This is a genomic window from Marinobacter sp. (assembly GCF_041686475.1).
GTDB lineage: Bacteria > Pseudomonadota > Gammaproteobacteria > Pseudomonadales > Oleiphilaceae > Marinobacter.
Map to the genome: position 1 here is coordinate 1 of NZ_JAWLDU010000036.1, position 24,901 is coordinate 24,901.

19 protein-coding genes are annotated in these 24,901 nt (G+C 58.5%); 11 read left to right on the forward strand and 8 right to left on the reverse strand.

The features are described 5' to 3' along the window. On the forward strand, positions 1 to 118 hold a 118-nt coding region (locus ACESMB_RS09770), incomplete at its 5' end, for a tetratricopeptide repeat protein (protein WP_372971436.1). Between the two features lie 87 nt (positions 119 to 205). Here the strand turns inward: ACESMB_RS09770 and ACESMB_RS09775 are convergent. Next, a complete protein-coding gene (locus tag ACESMB_RS09775; protein WP_372971423.1) occupies positions 206 to 1,570 on the reverse strand; it encodes a KamA family radical SAM protein in 1,365 nt (454 codons plus the stop codon). Positions 1,571 to 2,110: 540 nt separating this feature from the next. On the opposite strand from ACESMB_RS09775, the gene aceE reads away from it, so the two are divergent. Both aceE and aceF read left to right on the forward strand, forming a co-directional pair. Next, positions 2,111 to 4,780 carry a pyruvate dehydrogenase (acetyl-transferring), homodimeric type gene (gene aceE, locus ACESMB_RS09780; protein WP_372927586.1) on the forward strand — a complete coding sequence of 890 codons (2,670 nt, stop codon included), beginning with the start codon at positions 2,111 to 2,113 and terminating at the stop codon, positions 4,778 to 4,780. Positions 4,781 to 4,790: 10 nt separating this feature from the next. After that, positions 4,791 to 6,488, forward strand: coding sequence for a dihydrolipoyllysine-residue acetyltransferase (gene aceF / locus ACESMB_RS09785; RefSeq protein ID WP_372971424.1), 1,698 nt, complete (start codon positions 4,791 to 4,793; stop codon positions 6,486 to 6,488). Positions 6,489 to 6,804: 316 nt separating this feature from the next. Here aceF and ACESMB_RS09790 read toward each other — a convergent pair whose 3' ends face one another. Beyond that, positions 6,805 to 7,950, reverse strand: a complete 1,146-nt coding sequence (locus tag ACESMB_RS09790; protein WP_372971425.1) for a DcaP family trimeric outer membrane transporter — start codon at positions 7,948 to 7,950, stop codon at positions 6,805 to 6,807. A 192-nt stretch (positions 7,951 to 8,142) separates the two neighbouring features. Here ACESMB_RS09790 and ACESMB_RS09795 point away from each other — a divergent pair, with 192 nt between their 5' ends. From ACESMB_RS09795 to astB, 6 genes are read left to right on the forward strand one after another with little or no spacing between them, the layout of a single operon-like run. After that, a complete protein-coding gene (locus ACESMB_RS09795; protein WP_372971437.1) occupies positions 8,143 to 9,594 on the forward strand; it encodes an exonuclease domain-containing protein in 1,452 nt (483 codons plus the stop codon). Between the two features lie 50 nt (positions 9,595 to 9,644). Next, on the forward strand, positions 9,645 to 10,862 hold the full coding sequence (locus tag ACESMB_RS09800; protein WP_372971426.1) for an aspartate aminotransferase family protein: 1,218 nt from the start codon (positions 9,645 to 9,647) through the stop codon (positions 10,860 to 10,862). Between the two features lie 31 nt (positions 10,863 to 10,893). Continuing rightward, positions 10,894 to 11,910: an arginine N-succinyltransferase gene (locus tag ACESMB_RS09805; RefSeq protein WP_372971427.1), complete on the forward strand. Its 1,017-nt coding sequence runs from the start codon at positions 10,894 to 10,896 to the stop codon at positions 11,908 to 11,910. A 28-nt stretch (positions 11,911 to 11,938) separates the two neighbouring features. After that, entirely contained in the window at positions 11,939 to 12,985 is a 1,047-nt protein-coding gene (astA, locus tag ACESMB_RS09810; RefSeq protein WP_372971428.1) for an arginine N-succinyltransferase, read from the forward strand. A 5-nt stretch (positions 12,986 to 12,990) separates the two neighbouring features. Further along, positions 12,991 to 14,466 (forward strand): succinylglutamate-semialdehyde dehydrogenase, encoded by a 1,476-nt coding sequence (astD, locus tag ACESMB_RS09815; RefSeq protein ID WP_372927692.1) that lies wholly within the window; start codon positions 12,991 to 12,993, stop codon positions 14,464 to 14,466. Between the two features lie 13 nt (positions 14,467 to 14,479). Then, on the forward strand, positions 14,480 to 15,820 hold the full coding sequence (gene astB / locus ACESMB_RS09820) for an N-succinylarginine dihydrolase (RefSeq protein WP_372971429.1): 1,341 nt from the start codon (positions 14,480 to 14,482) through the stop codon (positions 15,818 to 15,820). A 3-nt stretch (positions 15,821 to 15,823) separates the two neighbouring features. Here astB and ACESMB_RS09825 read toward each other — a convergent pair whose 3' ends face one another. Continuing rightward, entirely contained in the window at positions 15,824 to 16,465 is a 642-nt protein-coding gene (locus ACESMB_RS09825; RefSeq protein ID WP_372971430.1) for a TetR/AcrR family transcriptional regulator, read from the reverse strand. Between the two features lie 164 nt (positions 16,466 to 16,629). Between ACESMB_RS09825 and ACESMB_RS09830 the strand changes: the two genes are divergently transcribed. Both ACESMB_RS09830 and ACESMB_RS09835 read left to right on the forward strand, forming a co-directional pair. Continuing rightward, positions 16,630 to 17,709 carry an efflux RND transporter periplasmic adaptor subunit gene (locus ACESMB_RS09830; protein WP_372971431.1) on the forward strand — a complete coding sequence of 360 codons (1,080 nt, stop codon included), beginning with the start codon at positions 16,630 to 16,632 and terminating at the stop codon, positions 17,707 to 17,709. Next, positions 17,709 to 20,738 carry an efflux RND transporter permease subunit gene (locus ACESMB_RS09835; RefSeq protein WP_372971432.1) on the forward strand — a complete coding sequence of 1,010 codons (3,030 nt, stop codon included), beginning with the start codon at positions 17,709 to 17,711 and terminating at the stop codon, positions 20,736 to 20,738. The genes ACESMB_RS09830 and ACESMB_RS09835 overlap by 1 nt, the downstream gene beginning before the upstream one ends. Here the strand turns inward: ACESMB_RS09835 and astE are convergent. The 5 genes from astE to ACESMB_RS09860 all read right to left on the reverse strand — a co-directional run bounded on the left by astE (position 20,735) and on the right by ACESMB_RS09860 (position 24,892). Next, positions 20,735 to 21,772, reverse strand: a complete 1,038-nt coding sequence (gene astE, locus ACESMB_RS09840) for a succinylglutamate desuccinylase (RefSeq protein WP_372971433.1) — start codon at positions 21,770 to 21,772, stop codon at positions 20,735 to 20,737. The genes ACESMB_RS09835 and astE overlap by 4 nt on opposite strands. A gap of 36 nt (positions 21,773 to 21,808) precedes the next feature. Continuing rightward, on the reverse strand, positions 21,809 to 22,531 hold the full coding sequence (locus ACESMB_RS09845) for an ABC transporter permease (protein ID WP_372927187.1): 723 nt from the start codon (positions 22,529 to 22,531) through the stop codon (positions 21,809 to 21,811). Positions 22,532 to 22,534: 3 nt separating this feature from the next. After that, complete coding sequence (locus ACESMB_RS09850) at positions 22,535 to 23,239, reverse strand: ABC transporter permease (protein WP_372927186.1); 705 nt, start codon at positions 23,237 to 23,239, stop codon at positions 22,535 to 22,537. Positions 23,240 to 23,290: 51 nt separating this feature from the next. Further along, positions 23,291 to 24,043 (reverse strand): transporter substrate-binding domain-containing protein, encoded by a 753-nt coding sequence (locus ACESMB_RS09855; protein ID WP_372927185.1) that lies wholly within the window; start codon positions 24,041 to 24,043, stop codon positions 23,291 to 23,293. 87 nt (positions 24,044 to 24,130) lie between these two features. Next, positions 24,131 to 24,892, reverse strand: a complete 762-nt coding sequence (locus tag ACESMB_RS09860; protein ID WP_372927191.1) for an ABC transporter ATP-binding protein — start codon at positions 24,890 to 24,892, stop codon at positions 24,131 to 24,133. Positions 24,893 to 24,901: the final 9 nt, after the last annotated feature.

Here is a 24,901-nt window from a genome sequence, read left to right on the forward strand (position 1 = left end):
CAGCAAGTACAAGGACGAAGTGGCCAAAACCACACTGATCGAGCTGTTCGACAAGCTGGGTAACAACAACCCGGATGTGCGCACCTACCGGCGCAAGCTATATACACTGATGCACTAGTAGGTCGGGGAGAGCCGCAGGCGAAACCCGACGGGTACCCCCGAAAAAAACGGCCCCAATCAGGGGCCGTTTAAAAAAGGGCGGCTGTTATCCGTTACCCTTCTTCATTTCTTCATACTCGTCCTCGAAGAAGAACTTATCCTCTCCAAGGGCTGGTTCCAGCTCATGCAGCCAGGTGGCTGTCTCGCTGTATTTGGCAAAGAACGGGCGCTGCACCCAGTCCGGGTTGCGGGCCTGGATAAAACGCAGCACAAACACCTTCTCACCGTTGATCTCGGTGATGCCCTGCACCTCTACCTTGCCGGGGCCGGCGCTCATTGACGGGCCGCGGGCGGTGCGGGCCAGGCCCGAAACCTGTTTCATGGCCTCGCGGTAGATGTGGAATGCCTCCACCAGGGGCACTTCGAAGTAGTTCTTGGCGCCGGTGTCCCGCTCCACAAACATGTAGTAGGGGATGATGCCCAGCTGCACTTCCTTGTTCCACAGTTTCGCCCAGTCGTCGGCGTTGTCATTCACGTGCTTGATCAGTGGGCCCTGGGCGCGGATTTCAGCGCCGGTAGCGCGCAGGCGGCGAATGGCCTCCTCGGCGATATCGGTGGTGATTTCCTGCCAGTGGTTGTAGTGGGCCATGATGGCCACGTGCTTGCCGGCATCGACCAGGCGCGCAAACAGGTCGATCAGCTCGTCTGCATCCTTGTCGGTCACGAAACGGTAGGGCCAGAAGGTAAGCGCCTTGGTGCCGATGCGGATGGTCTGGATGTGGTCAAATTCCGGCGCCAGCAATGGCTCCAGATACTGGACCAGGTTCTTGGTCTTCATCACCATGGGATCGCCACCGGTGACGAGCAGGTCACTGACTTCGGTGTGCTCCTGCAGATAGCCGTGGAGCTTTTCCGCTTCAGTGCTGGCCATCTTCAGGTCTTTGTCACCCACAAACTGTGCCCAACGGAAGCAGAAGGTGCAGTAGGAATGGCAGGTCTGGCCCTGGGCGGGGAAGAACAGAACGGTTTCCCGGTATTTGTGCTGTACGCCGTCCAGAACCTCGCCGTTGAGCTCCGGCATGTTCATTTCCATCTGGCCGGCCGGGTGCGGGTTCAGCTCATCGCGGATCTCTTTCGCTACCGCCTGGATCTCTTTCTTGTCGGCCCCGTCCCGGTGCAGCGCAGCCATGCGCTCGTAATGCTCGTCCTTCAGCATGCCTTTCTGGGGAAATACCAGCTGATAGATGGGGTCGTTGGGCACCTTGTCCCAGTTGATCAGTTCGTTGATCACGTATTCGTTTACGCGGAAAGGCAGCACGCTGGCGACTACCTTCATTTCAAACAGGGTCTCTCCAGGGAGATTCTGTATAACGTCAATCTTGTCGAGCTGGCGGTCCGTATAGACCTTGAAACGCCGCTCTTCGAACTCGGCAGTGGGTATGCGGTTCGGGAACGTGACGATGGAGTTCATAGATCGCCCTCTTTGGTTATGCGCCAATTCAGGAGGGTGGAAATTCGCCACCGCTCCGCTGGTTAAAAAACGGGCAGGCGAGTATACATAAATCCAGAAGCATTTTCAGGTCTAAACAAAACAGTCGCGACAACGTTTTCGATTCGGGTAGGAATACTACGACATTGGTCGGAGCATGCTTGTTTGCAGATGAAAAAGGCGCCATTCTTGCGTAAGTAACCGAAATAGTCCGGCAGGCTGCCTGATTTTGCCCTGAAAATTGAAGTCTGGCATCAAAATGTAGTAAAAATACTACGCAAATCCAGGCTGTTCCAGGCGAGTGTGTGGTCGGTTTCCGAATCTGTCAGGCCAAAAGCCGTTAAAGCAAGGGTGCTTCAGGCAGTAAAACTGGCAATCGTGTTCTATGCTTGTTCAAGGTAACAGACAAGCGAATACCCACAACAAAACGCTCTGCATTTCATCGCAGCTTATCGACACTGCAAGGCGCTCAGTTGCTGATCGTGGCCCGCGCCGCACTTTTAAATGCCAAGGGGAGGTTTGATGTACCAGGACGATGATCCCATAGAGACCAGTGAATGGCTGGATGCGCTGGAGTCTCTGATCGAGCAGGAGGGCGTTGATCGCGCCAAGTACATTCTTGAAAGGCTCTCCGAACGAGCCAGCCGCGACGGCACCGAGTTGCCTTATTCCATCACCACGCCATTCCGCAATTCCATCCCGGTCACCCAGGAAGCCCGCATGCCGGGTGACCTGTTTATGGAGCGTCGTATCCGTTCCCTGATCCGCTGGAATGCCATGGCGATGGTCATGCGCGCCAATCAGCGCCCGGGTGAGCTGGGCGGGCATGTGTCTTCGTTCTCCTCGGCGGCGACACTGTACGATGTTGGCTTCAACTACTTCTTCCACGGTGGTAATGAAAAGCGGGAATCAGACCTGGTGTATTTCCAGGGCCACTCCTCGCCGGGCATCTACGCCCGCTCCTACCTGGAAGGCCGTTTTGACGAAGAGCAGTTGGACAAGTACCGGGAAGAAGTGGATGGCAATGGCCTCTCCTCTTACCCTCACCCCTGGCTGATGCCGGACTACTGGCAGTTTCCCACGGTGTCCATGGGCCTGGGGCCGATACAGGCCATTTACCAGGCTCACGTGATGAAGTACCTGCACAGCCGTGAGCTGATCGACATGGGCGACCGCAAGGTGTGGTGCTTCGTCGGCGATGGCGAGTGTGACGAGCCGGAAACCCTGGGCTCCATCTCTGTGGCCGGCCGCGAGAACCTCAGCAACCTCATCTTTGTCGTCAACTGCAACCTGCAGCGCCTGGACGGGCCGGTACGGGGCAATGGCAAGATTATCCAGGAGTTGGAAGGCGTCTTCCGGGGCGCCGGCTGGAACGTGCTGAAAGTTGTCTGGGGCCGCATGTGGGATCCGCTGTTTGATCAGGACACGGATGGTCTGATGCAGCGCGTGATGGATGAAGCCGTGGACGGCGACCTGCAGAACTTCAAGAGCAACGGCCCGGCTTACACCCGCAAGCATTTCTTCGGCAAATACCCGGAGCTGTCCAAGATGGTGGAAAATCTCACCGACGAGGACATCAACAAGCTGAACCGTGGTGGCCACGACCCCTACAAGGTCTATGCGGCCTATCATCATGCGATTAACAACAACGGCGGCCGGCCCACGGTCATTCTGGCCCACACCGTCAAGGGTTACGGCTTCGGCACCGCCGGTGAGGCCCAGAATACCGCACATTCCCTGAAAAAGATGGACATTGAGCAGCTGAAGGCCTTCCGTGACCGGTTTGCCGTTCCGCTCAAGGACGATGAGCTCAAGGATGTGCCTTACTACCGCCCGGCGCCTGACAGCCCGGAAATGGTCTACATGAAGAAACGCCGGCAGGAACTGGGCGGCTTCTATCCCAAGCGCCGTAAGGACTGCCAGCCGTTACAGACGCCGCCGCTGGATACTTTCAAGGCGCTGCTGGATGGCTCCAATGGCCGTGAAATTTCCACCACCATGGCCTTTGTGCGGTTGCTCACAGCCCTGACCAAAGACAAGCGCATTGGCAAACGGATTGTTCCCATCGTGCCGGACGAAGCCCGTACCTTCGGTATGGAGGGCATGTTCCGCCAGTTGGGCATCTACACCTCGGAAGGCCAGAAGTACGTGCCGGAAGACCGTGAACAGATCATGTACTACAAGGAGGACAAGAAGGGTCAGGTGCTTGAGGAGGGCATCAACGAGGATGGCTCCATGGCAGCCTGGATGGCGGCGGCCACCTCCTACAGCACCAACAATTTTCCGCTGGTGCCGTTCTACATCTTCTACTCCATGTTCGGCTTCCAGCGGGTGGGCGATCTTGCCTGGGCCTCTGGCGATATCCAGGCCCGCGGCTTCCTGATCGGTGGTACCGCGGGGCGCACCACGCTCAATGGTGAAGGCCTGCAGCACCAGGATGGTCACAGTCATATCCTGGCCCAGACCATCCCCAGCTGTAAGGCCTACGACCCGGCTTACGGCTACGAGATGGCGGTGGTGGTACAGCACGGCATCAAGGAAATGTTCGAGGACAACCAGAACGTCTTCTACTACCTGACCATCGAGAACGAAAACTACGAACAGCCCGCCATGCCGAAAGACAAGAAAGTCGAAGACGGCATCATCAAGGGCATGTACCAGATCGAGTCTGTTGAAACCAAGGGACGCAAGAAAACGCCCCGGGTTCAGCTGCTCGGCTCCGGTGCCATCCTCAACGAGGTGCGTGCTGCGGCCCAGTTGCTGAAGGACGACTTTGGCGTGGCCAGTGATGTCTGGAGTGTCACCAGCTTCAATGAGCTGGCCCGCGACGGTCTGCACATCGAGCGCTGGAACCGCCTGCATCCTGATGACACGGCCAAGAAGGCGTACGTTACCCAGTGCCTGGAGAAGCAGCAGGGGCCGGTGGTGTCTTCCACCGACTACATCAAACTGCTGTCTGAGCAGATTCGTGCCTACATCCCCAAAACCTACCTCACCCTGGGCACCGACGGCTTCGGCCGCAGTGACACCCGCGAGAAACTGCGGAGCCACTTCGAGGTGGATCGCTACTACGTGGCGGTGACCGCACTGGCGGCTCTGGCTCGGGACGGTGAGATCAAGGAGGACGTGGTTCTCGAAGCCATGCGCAAGTACGGAATCGATCGCAACAAAACGAACCCGGTGCTGGCCTAAGGAGACCGCCATGAGTGAACAGGAAATCAAGGTTCCGGATCTCGGCGGTGCAGACGAGGTCGAGGTTATCGAAATCCTCGTCAGCAAGGGGGATTCGGTTGAGGAAGAAGATCCGATACTGACTGTAGAGTCCGACAAGGCATCGGTTGAGTTGCCCTCGCCCGGTGCCGGCAAGATCACCAAGATCACCGTCAAGGTGGGTGACAAGGTCAAGGAAGGCGACGTTGTTGGCATGATGGAAGCCGGCGCGGCCGGTGGTTCCGGTGATGACAAAGGCAGCGGCGAAGAGGCCAGCTCCGCTGAGGAGGAGAAAACCGAAGCGAAGTCAGATGACAAGGAAGACAAAGCCGAAGAGAAAAAACCGGCGCCGAAGAAATCCGGCGGTTCCCGCAAGGAAACCGTGAAGGCGCCGTCGCTGGACGGCTTCGACGACGTGCCCGTTATCGAGATCAACGTCAGCGAGGGCGACGAGATAGCCGTGGACGACCCGATGGTCACCGTGGAGTCCGACAAGGCGACCATGGAGATTCCGTCTCCCTACGCCGGCAAGGTCGGCAAGATCCTGGTGTCCGAGGGAGATAAAATCTCCGAGGGCCACGAACTGTTGGAAATGACGGTAACGGAAGACGGTGGTGAAGGCGGCGGAAGCGACGAAGAAGAAGCCTCCTCTGACGCCGCAGAGTCTTCCGGCGGCGACAAGCAGGAAGCCAAGACGGAGGAGTCGAAAGGCAAGAGTGAAGAGCCAAAGCCCGAGCAGCCGTCGGCAACCTACGAGCCGCCCACGCCGGGGGCCAAGGTTCACGCCGGCCCTGCGGTGCGAAAGCTGGCCCGTGAATTCGGCGCGGATCTGACCCGCATAAAGGGATCCGGCCCGAAAAACCGCATCCTGAAAGACGATGTGCAGGCCTACGTGAAGAGCCAGCTGCAGCAGACCCAGCAGGGCAGCGCGGTTTCCTCGGGTGCCGCTGGTTCCGGTATTCCCGGTGTCAAACTGCCGGACTTCAGCCAGTTCGGTGAGATTGAAAGGGAATCCATGTCCCGCATGATGTTCGCCACGGCGAATAACATGCAGCGCAGCTGGCTGAACGTGCCCCACGTCACCCAGTTCGAGGACGCGGACATCACCGACATGGAAGACTTCCGCAAGGCGCAAAAAGCGGCTGGCGAGAAGAAGGGCGTGAAAATGACGCCGCTTCCATTCCTGCTGAAGGCCTGTGCCACGGCGCTGGCTGAGTTGCCCCAGTTCAATGTGGCGCTGGACATGGACCGCAAGGAAGTGATCCGTAAACAGTACATTCACATCGGGATTGCGGTGGATACGCCCAACGGTCTGATGGTGCCGGTGATCCGGAATGTCGACAAGAAGGGGCTCTGGGAGCTGGCCGCGGAAAGTGCGGAACTGGCCCAGAAGGCCCGGGACAAGCAGCTGAAACCGGCAGAAATGCAGGGTGCCTGCTTTACCATCACCAGTCTGGGTGGTATCGGCGGCACGGCGTTTACGCCGATCGTCAATACGCCGGAGGTGGCGATTCTTGGTGTGTCCAAGGCGGCGATGAAGCCGGTCTGGGATGGCAAGGGTTTCCAGCCGCGGTTGATGCTGCCGTTGTCGCTGTCCTATGATCACCGGGCAGTGAACGGGGCGGATGCTGCCCGGTTTACGTCCATGTTGAGTCAGTTGTTGGGGGATATTCGCTCCCTGCTTCTTTAAGGCTGGCTGTATAGGGCCCTGTAGCCTGCGGGTTATGGGGCTTTCGCAAGGCCGGTCAGGTTATTCGGAACACGCCCGTGGATACGTCCCTGTAGGGCTCGGTCGCGCCGTCCCTGGCGCTCCACGGTTCTGAATAACCTGACCGGCCTTGCTTGTTGTAGCGACTGTGATATCTCCTCCCTGGTTCCGCTTGGTCATTGGTCTGGTCTGGCTGTGATTTAGCCTTGACGATCTGCTGCCATGCCTTAACTTTGTTGACCAAAACAAAAACCCCGGCCGGAGCCGGGGTTTCTGCTGAGTTAACTTCTAAAAAGGTTTAGAAGCTGTACTGCGCTGAGAACATGACACGGTTGGCGTCAGAGCTGTCACCGCCCACGGTCTCCTGATCAAAGTAACCATATTCCACACCCATCATGACGTTCTGGACGGGGGTCCACATATAGTTAGCCAGAATGTTCTGGTTGGTTTCGGGGTCAGCATTTGTTGCTTGTCCGGCAGCTACCGCATCGTCCAGATCCAATTCTGTCATGCCATAGCCAACATTGATACTGCTTCCGCCACCCAAGTCGAAACTCACGCCAATCGATCCGCCGTAACCTTCAATGGTTTCAACATCATCGCCGTCAAGGTATGCGCTAGGTCCATAATAGTTAGAACCGGAGCGCCACAGATACCCGTTTGCACCGTCAGAGTAGTTGATAGCGCCCTGAATACTGACCATATCGGTCAGTGCGAATGATGCGGCACCAAAAGCAGCAAAACCGATGGCGCTGTCGTCATTGCTTCCATCGTCGTGCGTTACCTGGCTTGCAAGGGCAGCTGCAGAATAGGAAATTCCGCCAGCGGAGTCCTGAATGCGTGCAGTGAACGCGGGAGCAGAAGTCCGCCCTTCGCCACCAGAAATGGCCTGACTGCTCGGATCTTCCAGCGAGAAAGACATGGCGCCTGTGGTGTAACGAATCTGCTCGGCACGATCCTGGCTGCCTGCGGTGCCTGCCAAGCTGTCGAAGTCCAGAGTCGGCGTATTACCAACGAAACTTACAAAGTTCGACCAGTTACGACCAGCCATGAACCCCTGATATTCGCCGAATGCATGGCGTATCCGCAGGCTGCCGGGCTCGCTGCCTGAACCCCGGTAATCACTTTCGATGGTAACCGAGGCGCCGGAGTTGTGCATTACGTTCAGACCGATGCGGCTTTGCTGAACATTAGCGTCAAAGTGGCCCTCTCTGTCGGGATTCGCGGAAGGGGAAAATGAACCCGCACCGGTTGAAACCTGACGGTCGTCATCAATGTCGTAAGTCATGTTCAGGCGGGCGTAGCCGTAGATTTTCGCTTCTACATCGTCATTGACGTCCAGAGTCAGGGCGTGTGCCTGCCCGGCTACCCCCAAAACGGCCGTCGCTGCAGTTACACGAATTGCCATTCTTAATTTGTTGCTTTGCATCTTTGTTGTCTCCACACATTATTTTTGTTGGACCCACCTCAAAGTAGTTACGAATCCATGACATTTCAAATAAATTCTTGCATTAATTAGACGAATGTCTATACAACGAAATCGGTGGGTTAGGTGAACTTTTTGAGGATTGTGTTTATTTCTGCCCGCCAGTCGGGCAAAACATCGGTTATTTCCGGCTTTGCGTACCTATCTTCCATGACGAAAAATATTCGAATTCTTGATACCGCCACCTTTGCTTTTCTCGATATCGAGACCACCGGTGGCAACAACTCCCACGATCGCATTACGGAGATCGGCATCCGTTTCTGGCGTTCGGGGCAGGTTGTGGGGGAGTGGCAGACCCTGGTCAATCCGGAAGCGCGGATTTCCCCCTTTATTCAAAGCCTGACCGGCATCTCCAATGCGATGGTGGCTGATGCGCCGGTGTTTGCGGACATTGCCGGTGAGCTGGAGGAGCAGCTGAAGGACACCATTTTTGTAGCCCACAATGCCCGCTTTGATTACGGCTTTATCAAGGCCGAGTTCCGGCGGCTGGGGTTGCTGTTCTCCGCGAAGGTACTCTGCACCGTCAAGCTTTCCCGCAGACTTTACGCCGGTTTCCGGCGCCATAATATGGATGCGCTGATCGAGCGCCACGGGCTTGCACGGGTTCAGCGTCACCGGGCCATGGGGGATGTGTCAGCCATGATGTCTTTTTTTGATCATGCCCTGGCCGAAAAAGGTGCGCCAGCCATGGAGACGGCGATTGGCCAACTGCTGCAGCGGCCGAGCATTCCCTCCAACCTGCCTGTGGACGTGTTGCAGGATCTTCCCCGCGGGCCGGGGGTGTACCGGTTCTATGGTGAAAATGACGTGCTTCTGTACGTAGGTAAAAGTACTAACATCGCCCAGCGGGTCGCTTCCCACTTCTCCGGGGACCACAATTCCAGCCGTGGCGTTCGCATGTCGGAAAGCCTGCGGCGGGTGGACTGGACAGAAACCGCTGGCGAGCTGGGTGCGTTACTGCTTGAATTAAAGCAGATAAAACAGCTCAAGCCACTGTTCAATCGCCGCTCCCGGGCTGCCAAGAATTTAGTGAGTATCGAGCTTGCGAAGAATGCAGGCGGTTATCTGCAGGCCCGGCTGGTTCGTGAAATCGAGCCTCATCGGCTGGGTGATTACTTCGGGCTGTTTCGTAGCAAGAAGGATGCGGAGAAGGCACTCAGCGGTATCGCCGCGAAGAACGACCTCTGTAACAAGTTGCTGGGGCTGGAGCCGGAACACGAGGGCCCCTGTTTTCAGCGCACACTGGGCCGCTGTAAAGGGGCCTGTGACGGTGGCGAGGATGTGGTGAAGTACAACCTGCGGGTGCAGATTGCCTTTCACGGCCTGCGCCTGAAAACATGGCCATGGAAAGGGCCGGTGGCCGTGTTCGAGCACAATGCAGCAACCAACCGGACCGACATCCTGGTGGTGTATAACTGGATGCATGTCGCCACGTTGCACGATGAAGGTGAGCTGCAGGAGTTATCGCTGCGGGGGCAGGCTGTGAATTTTGACCTGGATTCCTACAAACTGGTGGTCAAGGCCCTGATGGGGCAGGATGGGCGTTCGCTGAAGATGGTTGAGCTGGAAGCGATTGGCCTGCCGGATGTGCACATGCCCTGAGTGGCGTATGATTGAACGTACCGTTTCATGTTTTTGTCTGAGAGAAACCGATGAACAGAGAACCCGTCAGCCGTGAATTATTCGATGAGGTAATGGTCCCCAACTACGCACCGGGGTCGGTGGTTCCCGTCAAAGGGGAAGGTTCCCACGTGTGGGATCAGGAGGGAAAGGAGTATATCGATCTGGCGGGCGGTATTGCGGTGACATGTCTGGGGCACTCCCACCCTGGCCTGGTGAGTGCGCTGATGGATCAGGCCGAGAAAATCTGGCACCTGTCCAATGTGATGACCAACGAGCCGGCGCTGCGGCTGGCAAAAACCCTATGCGACCTGACCTTTGCCGAGCGCGTGTTTTTCGCCAACTCCGGTGGTGAGGCCAACGAAGCCGCCTTCAAACTGGCCCGCCGGTACGCCTGGGAGCATTTCGGCCCGGAGAAGAACGAGATTATCTCTTTCAGAAACTCCTTCCACGGCCGCACCCTGTTTACCGTGAGTGTGGGTGGCCAGCCCAAGTACCTGGAGGGTTTCGAGCCGGCGCCGGGTGGCATTCACCACGCCGATTTCAATGACCTGGAATCCGTCAGAAAGCTGATATCGAAAGCAAAAACCTGCGCCGTGGTGGTAGAGCCTATCCAGGGCGAGGGCGGGGTGATGCCCGGCGATGCCGATTTCCTCAAGGGGCTGCGCCAGCTCTGCGATGAAAACGATGCCCTGCTGGTGTTCGATGAGGTTCAGTCCGGGGTTGGCCGCACTGGCTACCTTTACGCCTACCAGATGTACGGTGTTACACCGGACATTCTCTCTACCGCCAAAGGCCTGGGTGGCGGTTTCCCGGTGGCGGCCATGCTCACCACGGAAAAAGTCGCCAGGAGCCTCGGTGTTGGCACCCATGGCAGTACCTACGGCGGCAACGCTCTGGCCTGCGCCGTTGCCCAGCGGGTGATCGATACCGTCAGCCAGCCGGATATCCTCAAGGGAGTGGCAGCCCGCTCCGACAAGCTGCGCAAGGGCATGATGGATATCGGTGAGCGTTACGGCATTTTCAGCGAGGTTCGTGGCGCGGGCCTGTTGCTGGGTTGCGTATTGACCGAGGAGTGGAAAGGCAAGGCCAAGGAATTTCTCAACGCCGGCCTGGCGGAAGGCGTGATGGTGCTGATTGCCGGCCCCAATGTGGTAAGGCTGGCACCGTCGCTGATTATTCCCGAGCCTGACCTCGAGGAGGCGCTGACCCGCTTTGAAGCCGGCGTCAAAAAGGTTTGCGGGCAATAAACTTTGCAGACGATAACCACGGGAGCCGCCTATGTGGCTGGTACGTCCGGCTCAGCCGGGTGACCTGAAAGACATACTCGACATCGCCGGGGGCCAGGGTCCCCGGATGTCATCCACCTTGCCCAAAAAAGAAGAGGCACTCGCCCTCAAGATTGATCAGTCGGCCCGTTCGTTTGCGGGCAGAAATAAGCCGGATGAAGCCAAGCGGTTTCTGTTCGTGCTGGAAGACACCGGCAGCGGCAAAGTTCATGGCGTCTCCGGCATTGATGCCCGCGCGGGCAACGGCCAACCTTTCTACAATTACCGCCGGGACGCTCTTGTTCATGCGTCCCATGAGCTGGGGATCTCCCGCCGGGTGGAGGTTCTGTACCCGTCCCATTCGCTCACCGATCACACCCTGTTGTGCTCTTTCGCCATCAAACCCGAGCTGCGCGGCACCGGCGCCTTCGAGCTGCTCTCGCGGGCCAGAATGCTGTTTATTAGCGGCAACCGGCATCTGTTCACCGATCACATTGTTGTGGAAATACAGGGCGTGCAGACGGAAAGCGGCGAGGTGCCTTTCTGGGACAGTCTGGGCCGGCACTTCTTCAATATGGACTTCGAGACCGCTGACCAGTATTCCGGGATGCTGAGCAAAACCTTTATTGCCGAACTCATGCCACCCAACCCCATTTACGTCACGCTGCTCAGCAAGGCCGCCCGGGAAGCACTGGGCCAGCCACATCAGCAAACCCGTGCAACCTTTGAACTGCTGCAGCATGAAGGCTTCCACAGTGGCTGTTACCTGGATATTTTCGACGCCGGCCCCGTGCTGGAAGCACGAACCGACGCGCTCAAATCCGTTGTTACCAGCCACCCGAAAACCCTGCATGCGGCCAATTCGGAAGACGGCGAGCTTTGCCTGATTTCCGGTGGTGAGGGCGAAGGTTTTCGCTGCACCCTGACGTTACTGAGCGAAAGCCTCGGCGACGAGGTCAAGGTGCCCCTGAAAACCTGGAAGTGCCTGGGCAGGAACTCCGGTGACGACGTAAGGATCACACCGTTATGAACAGGGCGATCGCACTCAGGAGGCCGGTATGTTGTTGATCCGACCATTACAGGAGAACGATCTGGACGCCCTCTATGCCATGGCACAGGGGGCCGGCAAAGGCCTGACAACCTTGCCGGCGGACCGGGAGTTGCTGCAGAAAAAGATCAACCATACCCGCGAAACGTTCAACCAGCGTTGCGCCCCGGAAGCCGGGCTATACCTGTTTGCCCTGGAGGACACCGAGCTGGGCCAGTGCGTGGGCATCAGCGGCATTCAGGCCCGGGTGGGGCTGGACGAAGTGTTCTACAATTACCGGCTGAGCGTCACTGTGAATGCCTCACGGGAGTTGGGCGTACACGTACGCACGCCAACGCTGCATCTGTCCAACGACATGACCGATACCACCGAGATCTGCTCGCTGCTGCTGTCCGACTCCCATCGGGGCGGTGGCAGCGGGTTGCTGCTGTCTCGCTGTCGGTTCATGTACCTGGACGATTTCAGGAAGCACTTTTCCGAGAAGGTGTTTGCCGAGATGCGGGGTGTATCCGACAGCAACGGCCAGAGCCCCCTGTGGGATGCGCTGGGCACCCAGTTTTTCGATATGGAATTCAGCGAAGCGGACATCCTGTCAGGGCTGGGCAACAAGTCGTTTATTGCCGAATTGATGCCGAAATACCCGATTTATCTGCCGATGCTGCCGGATGCTGCCCGGGCAGTGATAGGCCGGGTGCATGACAACACTGCGCCGGCTCTGAAGATGTTGCAGGCGGAAGGGTTCAACTTCAACGGCATGGTGGACATTTTCGACGGTGGCCCGGTGGTTGAGGCTTTCGTTCACAACATCCGCACCGTGCGCGAGGGCATTAACCGCCATGTGATGATCCGCAGGAATCCACTGGATATGAACGTGCCGGCGGAAGACCAGGTAATGATATCCAATCGTTCGTTCCGGGACTTTCGGGTAACCACCATTCCTGCCGAGTGCATCGGGCTCGATACTGTCAGTATACCGGCCGAAGTGGCAGAGGCACTGGAGGTTGAATCCGGAGACCTTGTGCGGCTGGCCCCTTTGAAAGATACCGGGAGGAGGTAACGACTATGGAAAAAATCACCGGCCAATTGTTTATTGACGGGCTCTGGCTGGAAGGCCACGGCGACCTGTTCGAATCCCTCCAGCCTGTAACCGGCGAGACCGTCTGGGACGGCACCAGTGCCAGCATTGAAGATGTGGACGCCGCCGTACGCGAGGCCCGCTCCGCGTTCGTGGGCTGGCGAAAGCGCCCGTTTGAGGAACGCCAGGCGCTGGTGGAGAAGTTTGGCAAGCTGCTGGAAGAGCACAAGGAAGATCTGGCTCAGAGGATTGGCCTTGAAACCGGCAAACCCCTGTGGGAATCCCGCACCGAAGTGGCGGCGATGATTGGCAAGATCGGGATTTCCGTCAACGCCTATCATCACCGCACCGGCCATTCCGAATCCGAGGTGGCCGGCGGCCATGCGGTATTGCGCCACCGGCCCCATGGCGTTGTGGCGGTGTTTGGCCCCTACAATTTTCCCGGGCATCTGCCCAATGGCCATATCGTGCCGGCCTTGCTGGCGGGTAACACCGTGGTATTCAAGCCCAGTGAGCTGACTCCGGGTGTTGCCGAAATGACCGTGAAACTCTGGGAAAAGGCTGGCATCCCGTCCGGGGTGATTAACCTGGTTCAGGGGGCGGCATCCACTGGCAAATCCCTGTCATCCCATCCAGGAGTGGACGGTCTGTTCTTTACCGGCAGCTCCACCGTCGGGCATCTGCTGCACAAACAGTTCGGCGGCCAGCCCGAGAAAATTCTGGCTCTGGAAATGGGCGGTAACAACCCGCTGATTGTGCAAAATATCCATGACCTGGACGGCGCCGTGCACCATGCGCTTCAGTCCGCCTTCCTGTCTGCCGGTCAGCGCTGCACCTGCGCCCGTCGGCTGCTGGTGCCCAAAGGTACCAAGGGCGACCGCTTCCTGGAGCGCTTTACCGAGGTGGTCAGCCGGATCAAAGTGGGGGAGTTCGATGCAGAGCCGCAACCCTTCATGGGCTCGGTCATTTCGCCGGAAGCGGCTGATAAGTTGCTGGCTGCCCAGCGTGACCTGTTGACCCACGGTGGCAAATCGCTGCTTGAGATGAAGCAGTTGAAAGCGGGCACCGGCCTGCTGTCGCCGGGTATCGTGGACGCCACGGGCCTGGACCTGGTGGACGAGGAATTCTTCGGGCCCCTGCTGACGGTTTACCGCTACAAGAGCTTTGACGAGGCACTGGAACTGGCCAATAACACCCGTTACGGGTTGTCTGCCGGCATCCTGACCGATGATCACAAGCTCTACCAGCGGCTGGCGGACGAAGTACGCGCCGGCATCGTGAACTGGAACCGGCCATTGACCGGTGCCAGCAGTGCGGCCCCCTTCGGTGGTGTTGGCGCCAGCGGCAACCATCGCCCCAGCGCCTATTATGCTGCCGATTACTGCGCCTGGCCCATGGCCTCGCTGGAAGCGAAAAAGAGCGAAGTGCCGGATAGCCTTGCACCGGGGTTAAATTTCGACTGACGGAAAACAGATCATGGCCAAGCACGCGGTAGAAGCCAACTTCGATGGCCTGGTAGGGCCTACCCATAACTACGCCGGGCTTTCCTGGGGTAATGTGGCCTCCCGGTCCAACGTTCGCTCGGTCTCCAACCCCAAAGAGGCGGCACTGCAGGGGCTGGCCAAGATGAAACGGCTGGCGGACCGGGGCTACGTGCAGGGCGTGCTGCCACCCCATGAACGACCGCATATCCCCACTTTGCGGGCACTGGGTTTCCAGGGTTCCGAGAGCGATATACTGAAGGCGGCCGCTGAACAGAGCCCTTCCATCCTGGCAGCGGTATCGTCGGCTTCCACCATGTGGACAGCCAATGCGGCCACGGTCTCGCCGAGTGCGGACACTTCTGATCACCGCGTGCACTTTACCCCGGCCAACCTGAGCGCCAAGTTCCATCGTTCGATTGAGCACGAGGTAACCGGCCGGGCGCTGAAATCCATTTTCGCTGATGAGTCCTGGTTTGCCCACCACCCGGCACTGCCCCCGGTCAGCCAGTTCGGCGATGAAGGCGCTGCCAACCATACCCGCCTCTGCGCAGGCTACGGCGATCCCGGTGTGGAGCTGTTCGTCTATGGCCAGGTAGCCTTCAACGAAAAGGCGCCAGCACCCAGGCTCTATCCCGCCCGCCAGACCCTGGAAGCCTCCCAGGCCATCGCCCGGCTGCACGGACTGAGAGACAGCCACGCAGTGTTCGCACAACAGAACCCGGATGCCATTGATGCTGGCGTGTTCCATAACGACGTGATTGCGGTGGGAAATGGCAACACCCTGTTCTACCATGAACTGGCGTTCCTCGAGGAAGAGCGTGTCCTCGCTGACATCCGTTCCCGCCTGACCGACACAGACCTGGAGGCCCTGCGGGTGAGCAGTGAGGAGGTGCCACTTGAAGACGCGGTGGCCTCCTACCTGTTCAACAGCCAGTTACTGAACACACCGGACGGCATGATGCTGGCGGTGCCAGGGGAGTGCCGGGAAATTTCATCGGTCAACCGTTACCTGGATGAATTGGTGGATGGCACCGGGCCGATCACATCGGTGGAAGTATTCGACGTCAAACAGTCCATGCGCAACGGCGGCGGGCCAGCGTGTTTGCGGTTACGGGTGGTGTTGAATGATGACGAGCTCAAGGCCATGCATCAGGGTGTGTTGCTCAATGATGAACTTTACGAGCGGCTGACCACCTGGGTAGAGGCGCATTACCGGGAGGAGTTGTCCCGGAATGACCTGGGTGATCCGATGCTGCTCGATGAGGTGCGCAAGGCGCTGGATGAGCTGACGGGGATTCTGGGGCTTGGGTCGATTTACGATTTTCAGCTCTGAAGATCAAGACGCGATAGAAGAAGTCAGCATTTCCATGGTGTGCCGGATCAGTGATTCGGCAGGGAAGCTCTCCTCCTGGCCGCTTTCGGCCATTTCACTCTGGCACAGCATGATCACGCCGTGCAGTGCGCCGCGAAGATACAGTGCTGTTTCCAGCGGATCGTGGATGCGGTCGCGGTTCATGGTGCCGTCTTCCAGGCCCAGGTGGATGGCGCCTACCATCAGGTCCATGGTCTGTTCCTTGCAGCAGAACATCTCTTCCGCCAGTTCATCGTCCGCTTCCGCCATGGCGGTGGAGGCAGTCGTCAGCGCAGAGAAGTAATCCGGCTGATCACGGTAGAACTGGTAATACGCCACGCCCATTGCACTGATCTGTGCCAGCCCGGTGTCGGCAGTCTGCCGGGCTTCCTCGAAGCGGCGGCACAGGCTGTGGCCGGCGCGCAGCATGATGCCGCGCTGAATGGCGGCCTTGTCCTTGAAGTACACGTACAGCAGTGCCCGGCTGAGAGCTGCAGTGCGGGCTATGTCGTCCATGGACGTTCGCTCGTAGCCCTTTTCCGAAAATACCAGTTCGGCGGCATCCAGAATGGCCTCGTACCTGGCCAGCTTTTCTTTTTCTCTACGGGTCTTTAACGGCTCACTCATAGGGGATTCCGGATAATTGAGACAGCGCTCTCATGATACATGGTTAGGAATAAAAGCCGATTATTGACAAATTGTCAAAGAATGACATTATGTCGGATTATAAATTTTTGTCCATCGGATGGACGACCAACAAACATCATGAACATGGAAGAGAGGGTCTCTCAATGAACACCATCCGGCACCCCGCCATTCTGTCCCTCGCGGTTGCTGTCGTGCTGCTGGTCAGTGGCTGTAAATCCAGTGAGCCGTCTCCGGAGCAGAGTGCTGCCCCTATTACCGTGCGTGCCGCCGAAGTCACGGGCGGCCAGACAGAAGGTGTGTCACTGCGGTTCTCCGGCATTGTTCAGGCTGCCCAGAGGGCAACGCTGACATTCCAGGTCAGCGGCACCCTGCGTGAACGGGCGGTTGAACTGGGGCAGACGGTAAAAACCGGTGAACTGCTGGCGCGGGTCTATAACCCGGCGCTGGAGCCGGCCCGGGATTCCGCTGTGGCACGGCTGGAAGAGCTCAGAACACAGTTTGATCAGGCCCAGCGGGAGTGGGAGCGGTCGCGCCAGTTGCACGAGCGGGGTGTGGTTTCGGAGCAGGGGCTGGAACAACTGGCCTCCCGGCGGGACAGCCTCAAAGCCAGCATGGCGACGGCAGAAGCCGCCCTCGCCGAGGCCACCAGGCTGTTGCAGGAAAGTGAGTTGAGGGCGCCGTTTGATGGTCGGGTTGAGGCCCTGCTGGTAGAGCGGGATGAGTTTGTGGCGTCCGGGCAGCCGGTTATGCGCCTGTCGTCACCGGAGGGCCGCGAGGTGGAAGTGCGAGTGCCCGCCTACATGCTGAACCATGTGTCACTGGGGCAGTTGTTGCCGGTATGGTCGGTACAGGATCGCAATCGCCCGCCGGAAACCGGATCGATCGTGGAAATCGCCCAGTCCGGCGGCGTTCGCGGTGAGCTCCATCCAGTGCTGGTGGCCCTGCCTGCGGACACCCTGGAGCCGGGTGAGCCGGTGGAAATGGGGATTACACCCCGCGAAACTGTGGCCACTACGGTCCCTCTGCTGGCGGTGATGAAGTCCAATGGCGGTGCCAGCGTGTTTCGTGTCTCCGATGGCGTAGCCCGCCGGGTGTCGGTCACCGTTCAGCGGATTATCGGCGAGCGCGTTGTGGTGGATGCCACCGAGCTCACCGCCGGTGACCAGGTGGTATACGCCGGCATGACCCGGATCTCCGACGGTGATGCGGTGCAGGTGCGCTGATGTCGTTGCGCCTGCTGAATTTCCGACGTCTGCTGGGCATGGTGGTAACCATGCTCTGTTTACTGGGTATCGCCGCCTACAGCACCATGCCGCGCCAGGAAGATCCCACCTTCCCCTACCGCGCCGGCCTGATTACCATCAACTATCCCGGCGCCAGTGCAGAAGCGGTGGAACGCCTGGTGCTGCAACCACTATCGGATGAGCTTCGTCAGGTGGAGGAAGTGGACTTTACCAAGGCCACTGCGCGCACTGGCGTGGCGGTTTTCAACGTTCGCCTGAACGATACCATCTACGATACCGATTCCGCCTGGGACCGGGTGCGCCAGGCCATGGACCGGGCACGCCTGGATTTCCCGGACGATGTCGGCCAGATGGTGCTGGATGATCGCATGATTGATATTCCCGCCATCATCCTTGCGGTCAGTGGTTCCGATTCGGTGACCGAGCTTAGCGACGTGGCCGAGCGGCTGAAGCAGAACCTGGCGGACATTCCCGGAGTCTCCCGTATTGAGCTGGAGGCTGACGTCGATGAACAGATTACCCTGGCGCTGGATGACGCTGCCATGTACCGCCTGGGTATTTCGCCGGCCCGGGTACTGGACACTCTCGCGCGCCGTAACCAGACCACTCCCGGTGGTTATATCGTGGCGGACGGTCGCCGCCTTTCCGTTTTGCCCAACAGTGAATTCACCAGTGTGGAAGCCATTCGCGCCACGCCCATAGAGCTTCCGGATGGCTCCCAGGTGCCGCTTGCCGCTGCCGCGGAAGTCTGGCGCGGCCCGGCCGAACCCAGGCAGCCGGAAGCGTGGTATGACGGGGAAAGGGTCGTGCTGGTGTCGATGATCATGGAAGAGGGCAGTACCGACGCCATCCGTTTTGGCGAGCGCGTTCGTGAACGTCTGTCGACGATACGGGATGAGTTTGCTCCCTATGAAATCCGCGAAATGTTTTTCCAGCCGGACAAGGTGGAGCAGCGCCTGGATAACCTGGCCTGGAGCCTGGTGCTGTCGGTGATTATCATCGTCGCGGTGGTGTTCACCGGCATGGGGATTCGCATGGGCATCCTGGTGGCGTCGATCCTGCCCATGGTGGCGCTGATCAGTATCGGCCTCTATGACCTGGGCGGTGGGGTGCTGCACCAGATTGCAGTCATCGGCATGGTCATCTCCCTGGGTATCCTTATCGATAACGCCATCGTGATTGTGGAAAGCATCCAGGGTTACCTGGATGAAGGCATGCGCCGGCTGGACGCCCTGAAACGGTCGGTGAAAGAGCTGGCCGGCCCGCTGGGGGCCTCCACGGGAACCACCATCGCAGCGTTCATGCCATTGCTGCTCTCGAAGGGTGGGACGGCAGACTTCACCCGCGGTGTGCCGGTGATGATCATGCTTACCCTGTCGGTCAGTTACCTGCTGGCGATTTCTGCAGTGCCGCTGCTGGCGGCCCGGTTTCTTAAGCCCCGCAAGGTAGATGCCCGGGAAGACAGGCTGATCGGTCTGTCGCGGTACCTGGGTAGCCTGGTTGCAAGGCGCCCCGGCACGCTGATTCTGGCAGGTGCGGCACTGGTTGTATTCAGCCTGTCACTGACCCCCTTCATGAAACAGCAATTCTTCCCCAACGCGGATCGCCCGCAAGTGGTGGTGGAGCTGTACATGCCGGAAGGCACTGATCAGGAACGCACCTCGAGCGTGGCCGCGGATCTGGAGCGAGCCATTCGCACCCGCCCGGAGGCGGTCAAGGTGCACCGGTTTACCGGCTTTACCGGCCCCAGTTTCTACTACAACCTGCAGCGGGAACCCCAGGCGCCGAACCGGGGCCGGATAGTGGTATCGACACCTACCCTGGAAGACACCACGGGCCTGGTGCAGTGGATACGGCAATACGCCGGGCAGGAGATGCCCGAGCTGCAGGTTACCGCAGGCATTCTTGGCCAGGGGCCACCACGGGCAGCACCGGTGGAGGTCAGGGTCTACCACGCCAACGATGAAACCCGTGCCCGGGCGGTTGAGCAACTGTTTGCTGCCCTGCGCAGTGTTGATGGCACGGTGGATGTCCGTCACGACCTGGATATGGGCGTGCCCAGCATCGCCATTAACGTGGACGATGCCAGCGCTGCCCGCTATGGCCTGAACCGGTCCGACGTAGCCCAGAGCCTGTATGGTCAGAGTTTTGGCATGGTAGCGGAACAGTACCGCCAGGAGGAAGATCCCATTCCCCTGGTGCTGCGCTCCCGGGAAGGCACTAGCCTGTCGCTGCCAAGGCTGCTGTCGGTGAATATCTACAATGATCAGGTTGATGCGGTGCCCCTGTCAGCCATTGCCTCGGTGGAAACCTCCTGGCAGTCAGCAGCGTTGTACCAGCGTAACGGCACCCGGATGAACACTGTCTGGTCCAACCTGCAAGCCGGCTACAGTTTTAGCCAGGCCCTGGAAGGGCTGGATAAGGCCCTTGAGAGCAATCCGCTGCCGCCGGGAACCCGGTTGGAAATGGGCGGTGATGCCGAGGGCTCTGGTGATGCCAACAACGCCCTGCTGACCACCGCGCCCATCGGTGTGCTGCTGTTGCTGTTCTTCCTGCTGATACAGTTCAATTCCTTCCGCCGCGTCGGGGTGATCCTGCTGACGGTGCCGCTGGCCACTGTGGGTATCTTCCCGGGGCTGGTTTTGTCGGGGTCGCCGTTCGGTTTTCAGTCGTTGCTGGGGGTGATTGCGCTGGTGGGCATCGTGGTGAACAACGCCATCGTATTACTGGATGTGATGGACCGCCAACTGGAGAAAGGAGATGCCATCCGCGATGCCGTTCGCAAGGCGGTCGAGGAACGCACCCGGCCCATCCTGCTGACAACTGGCACCACCGTTGCAGGCCTGTTGCCACTGGCCTTTTCCAGCTCCACCCTTTGGCCGCCCATGGCCTGGGCGATCATCTCGGGGTTGCTGGCGTCCACGGTACTGACCCTGCTGGTGGTGCCGTCTGTCTGCACCCGGGTGATCAGTTGCAAGGTGGCTGAGCCGGAGAATGCACCCGCCTAGTTCCGACGCTTCACCATAAGGCCCACGCGATGGCCCACGGGCACGTGGCGATTGGGGAAAACAATGCCTTCGGCTGATTCGCCTACCCTGTAGCAGGTGGTGGCATCTTCCCAGATTACCGTGCCGGGGTCGTACAGGGTGAAATTGGCGACGTCATCCGGCACGTGGAAGTGGAAGCTGTCTCCGGTATTGATGATCTCGTGTACCACCTCGAATGTCGTTATCTTGCCTGCTGCCTTGTCCTCTGGCGGCGGTTTCTCACCTTTCATCCGCCGCCGCAGGGCGGTGGCAATGCCGTTGAAGCGCTCCAGGTCGTTGTGACCGAAAGGCCGCACCTTGCCAAGCTCCACGGTAAAGCTTTCTGCCCCGAGCAGGGTTGAGGAGAACGAGGCAAACGTGGTGCCTTCCCGGTGCTGTAATAGCAGCGTGTCCACGTCTGCCTCCAGCAGAAAATCGATCTGGCCCTGGGGCACGTCACGCCCCTCAACAAACGGATAAAGTGCAAACTTCTCTCTCAGGGACGGGCGGATGGCGGTGTGCAGGTCGTAATGGCAGACATTGGAATGCTTCGCGGCAAAGGCTTCACAGGCCTGCTCCAGCGCGTGGGCGCGTTCTGCCTCGGGAAGCCCCTGGTATTCGGGATTGCGGTGGGCGCCGCCGAACAGCCGGTTCAGATTCACATCAACAAACCGCTCACCGGCATCCATCGCTGGCGGATTGCCGAGAATCAGCAGCAGCGGGCAGGCCAGTTGCCACTGGCCGTCGAGTAATTCATTCAGCAGATTATTCAGCACTTCTATGGGCGCTGTTTCGTTGCCATGGACCCCGGCGGATACAATCAGAGACTCGTTGTTGGGGTTGGGGTTGGGCTGCCTGGCTGGCGGTTCCAGGTACAGCAGCCCTGAATCCTGAAGTTGAAGTCCGGTACCATCGTCCAGCACCACGACTTTTTCCGAAGACGCATGTTCGGCGGTGGACAGGGTATGGGAAAGCCAGTCGCGACCAGAACCAAAAATCAAATCACGAACGCTCATGCGCCTCCCTTAACGCCCGGGCATCAGACCTGACTGTCAGCCATTGACCGGTCTTTGATGCTGCAACAGATAGTTTTCCAGTTTGCGGAATGCGAACACCAGTAAGAAGGTTAATGCCATATAAAGCAGCGCGACAAAAATAAACGCATCAAAAGGCGCATAGAATCGGGAATAGATATTCCGGGCGGCACCGGTCAGGTCCACCAGCGTTACCACGCTGGCGATTGCACTGGCGTGAAGCATGAAAATCACTTCGTTGGAGTAGGCCTGCACCGCACGCCTGGCAGCGCTGGGCAGAACGATACGGCGCATACGCAAAGCCCAGCTCATGCCATAGGCCTTGGCCGCTTCAATCTCACCGTGTGGAGTGGCCACAATCGCGCCGCGAATGATCTCCGTGGTGTAAGCCGCCGTGTTCAGGGTGAAGGCCAGCAGGGCAGGGTAGAAGGCTTCACGGAAAATGTCCCACCAGAATGTCTGCTGGATGCCTTCAATCTGGGCAAGACCGTAGTAGATGATGTATAGCTGGATCAGCAGCGGTGTACCCCGGAAAACATAGGTGTACAGCCAGACCGGCGTATTGATCAACGGGTTTTTCGAGGTGCGCATGATCGCCAGCGGTACCGCCAGCACCAGACCAAGCACCAGCGACAGGAAAACCAGCTGAACGGTAGTGACCATGCCACCCCAGTATTCCATGATGGTGGACGCGGTAAAGATATCGTTGCCGCTCAGCAGTTCAGTGAGAAATTCAGGCATGGTTCAGCTCCCCTGTACCACGCCAACATTGGCGCGTTTGGTGAGCCACTTGATGAACAGCTCGGACCCGGCCGTCAGGCTGAGGTAGACAAACGCCACCGGAATGAAAAAATGGAACGGCATGCGTTCCGCCTTGGCGGCTTCTTCCGCTACACGCACCATATCTGTCAGGCCAATAATGGAAACCAGCGCGGTGGTTTTCAGCAGTACCTGCCAGTTGTTGCCAACGCCGGGCAGGGCATGGCGGAGCATTTGCGGGAAGATGATTCGGTGGAATGTGCGCCAGCGGCTGAAACCGTAGGCACGGGCTGCTTCAATCTGGCCGCTGTCTACCGCCAGGAAGGCGCCGCGGAAGGTTTCGGCCATGTAGGCACCGAAGATAAGGCCAATAGTAAGAACGCCGGCAATAAACGGATCAAACTGGAAAAAGAAATCCACGCCGTAGGCGTCATAAAGATAATCTGACAGGTTGTTCACGGCCACCTGACCGCCGTAGTAAAACAGGAGCATCATCACCAGATCCGGTACGCCACGGATCAGGGTGGTGTAGGTAGTGGCTACGCCTATGGCTACCCGGCTGCTGGACAGCTTGGCGGACGCGCCAACCAGCCCGAGAATTACCGCGAGAGCAAGGGAAAGGAAGGCCAGTTCTATGGTGACTACCGCCCCGTTCAGCAGGGCAGGCCCGTAGCCTTTCAAGTCGATCATGGGAACATCCGGTAAGCAGGGGCAGCCAAAGCGGCTGCCCCTCGGCCTGTTTTACATCTTGATGTCGTAGTCGAAGTACTTTTCCATGATGGTGTCGTAGGTACCATCTTCCTTCAGTGTGGCAAGGGCCGCATTGACCTCTTCGGCCACGTCCTTGTCACGCTTGCGCATGGCAACGCCCACGCCTTCGCCCAGCTTGACCGGCTCGCCAACTTCCTTGAAGCCGTCCTTGCTCAGGACGGTTTGCTCACCTACCGGGTAGTCAACGAAGACCACATCCAGGCGTTCGCCTTCCAGGTCAAGAACCATGTCGTCGGCTGTGGTGTAGCGCTTGATGGAAACCACGCCACCCATTTCCTCTGTCACATAGGTGTCCATCGTGGTGCCACGCTGAACGCCAACGGTCATCCCTTCCATGGCTTCCATGTCGGTTACGTCGGTATCGAAGCTTTCAGGGGCGAACCAGCCGCCCGGGGTGTTGTAGTACGGGTCAGAAAACAACACCCGCTCAGCGCGTTCGGGGGTGATAGACATGGAGGACATGATCAGATCGAACTTCCGCGCCATCAGGCCAGGAATCATGCCGTCCCATGCCTGGATTACAAATTCGCAGTTGGCGTTCATTTCCTCACACATGGCTTCAGCCAGTTCCACTTCAAAACCGGTCAGTTCGCCATCTTCATCCTTGTATTCGAACGGCTCGTAGGGCACGTCGAATGCGATGCGTAGATCACGTTCCTGAGCGTGAGCGACGCCTGCCGTCATGGCCAGGGCGACACTTGCTGCAACAATCAGTTTTTTCATGAGTCACTTCTCCAGTCGTTATTTGCCTTGTGGGCTTTATTATCGGCAGTGGTCTGCCATTTTGCTGATTTCAAGATAGCACGCACATCAGAACTTGGGAGCCAGAAACTGCTTCATTCGCTCCGAGTCCGGATTGTCGAAGACCTTGTCCGGTGTGCCTTGCTCCTCGATCACGCCCTGATGCAAGAACAGGACCTGCGAGGACACATCCCTGGCAAAAGACATCTCGTGAGTAACCACGATCATGGTTCTGCCTTCTTCAGCCAGGTTCTGCATGACCCTCAGTACTTCGCCAACCAGCTCCGGATCCAGCGCGGACGTCGGTTCGTCAAACAGCATGACTTCCGGTTCCATGGCCAGTGCGCGGGCGATGGCGGCGCGCTGCTGCTGCCCGCCGGACATCTGCGCGGGATAATAGTCCTTGCGCTCATAGATGCCCACCTTGTTGAGATAGGCCTCGGCCCTTTCAATGGCTTCCTTCTTGGGAACTTTGAGGACATTAATCGGGGCTTCAACGATGTTTTCCAGAACCGTCATATGAGACCAGAGATTGAAACTCTGGAACACCATGGAGAGGCGGGCACGAATCAGCTCAACCTGTTTGTTGTCTGCAGGAATACGCTCGCCCTTGCGGTTGGTTGTGAACCGAATCGGGTCGCCGTGCACGATAATGTCGCCCGATGTCGGTGTTTCCAGCATGTTGATGCAGCGCAGAAAGGTGCTTTTACCGGAGCCGGAGCTGCCGATCAGGGATATGACATCACCTTTCCTGGTTTCCAGCGAAATACCCTTGAGTACCTCCAACTGGTCAAAGGTCTTGTGAATATCCCTGCAGATCAGAGGCGACATTTCCGCCAT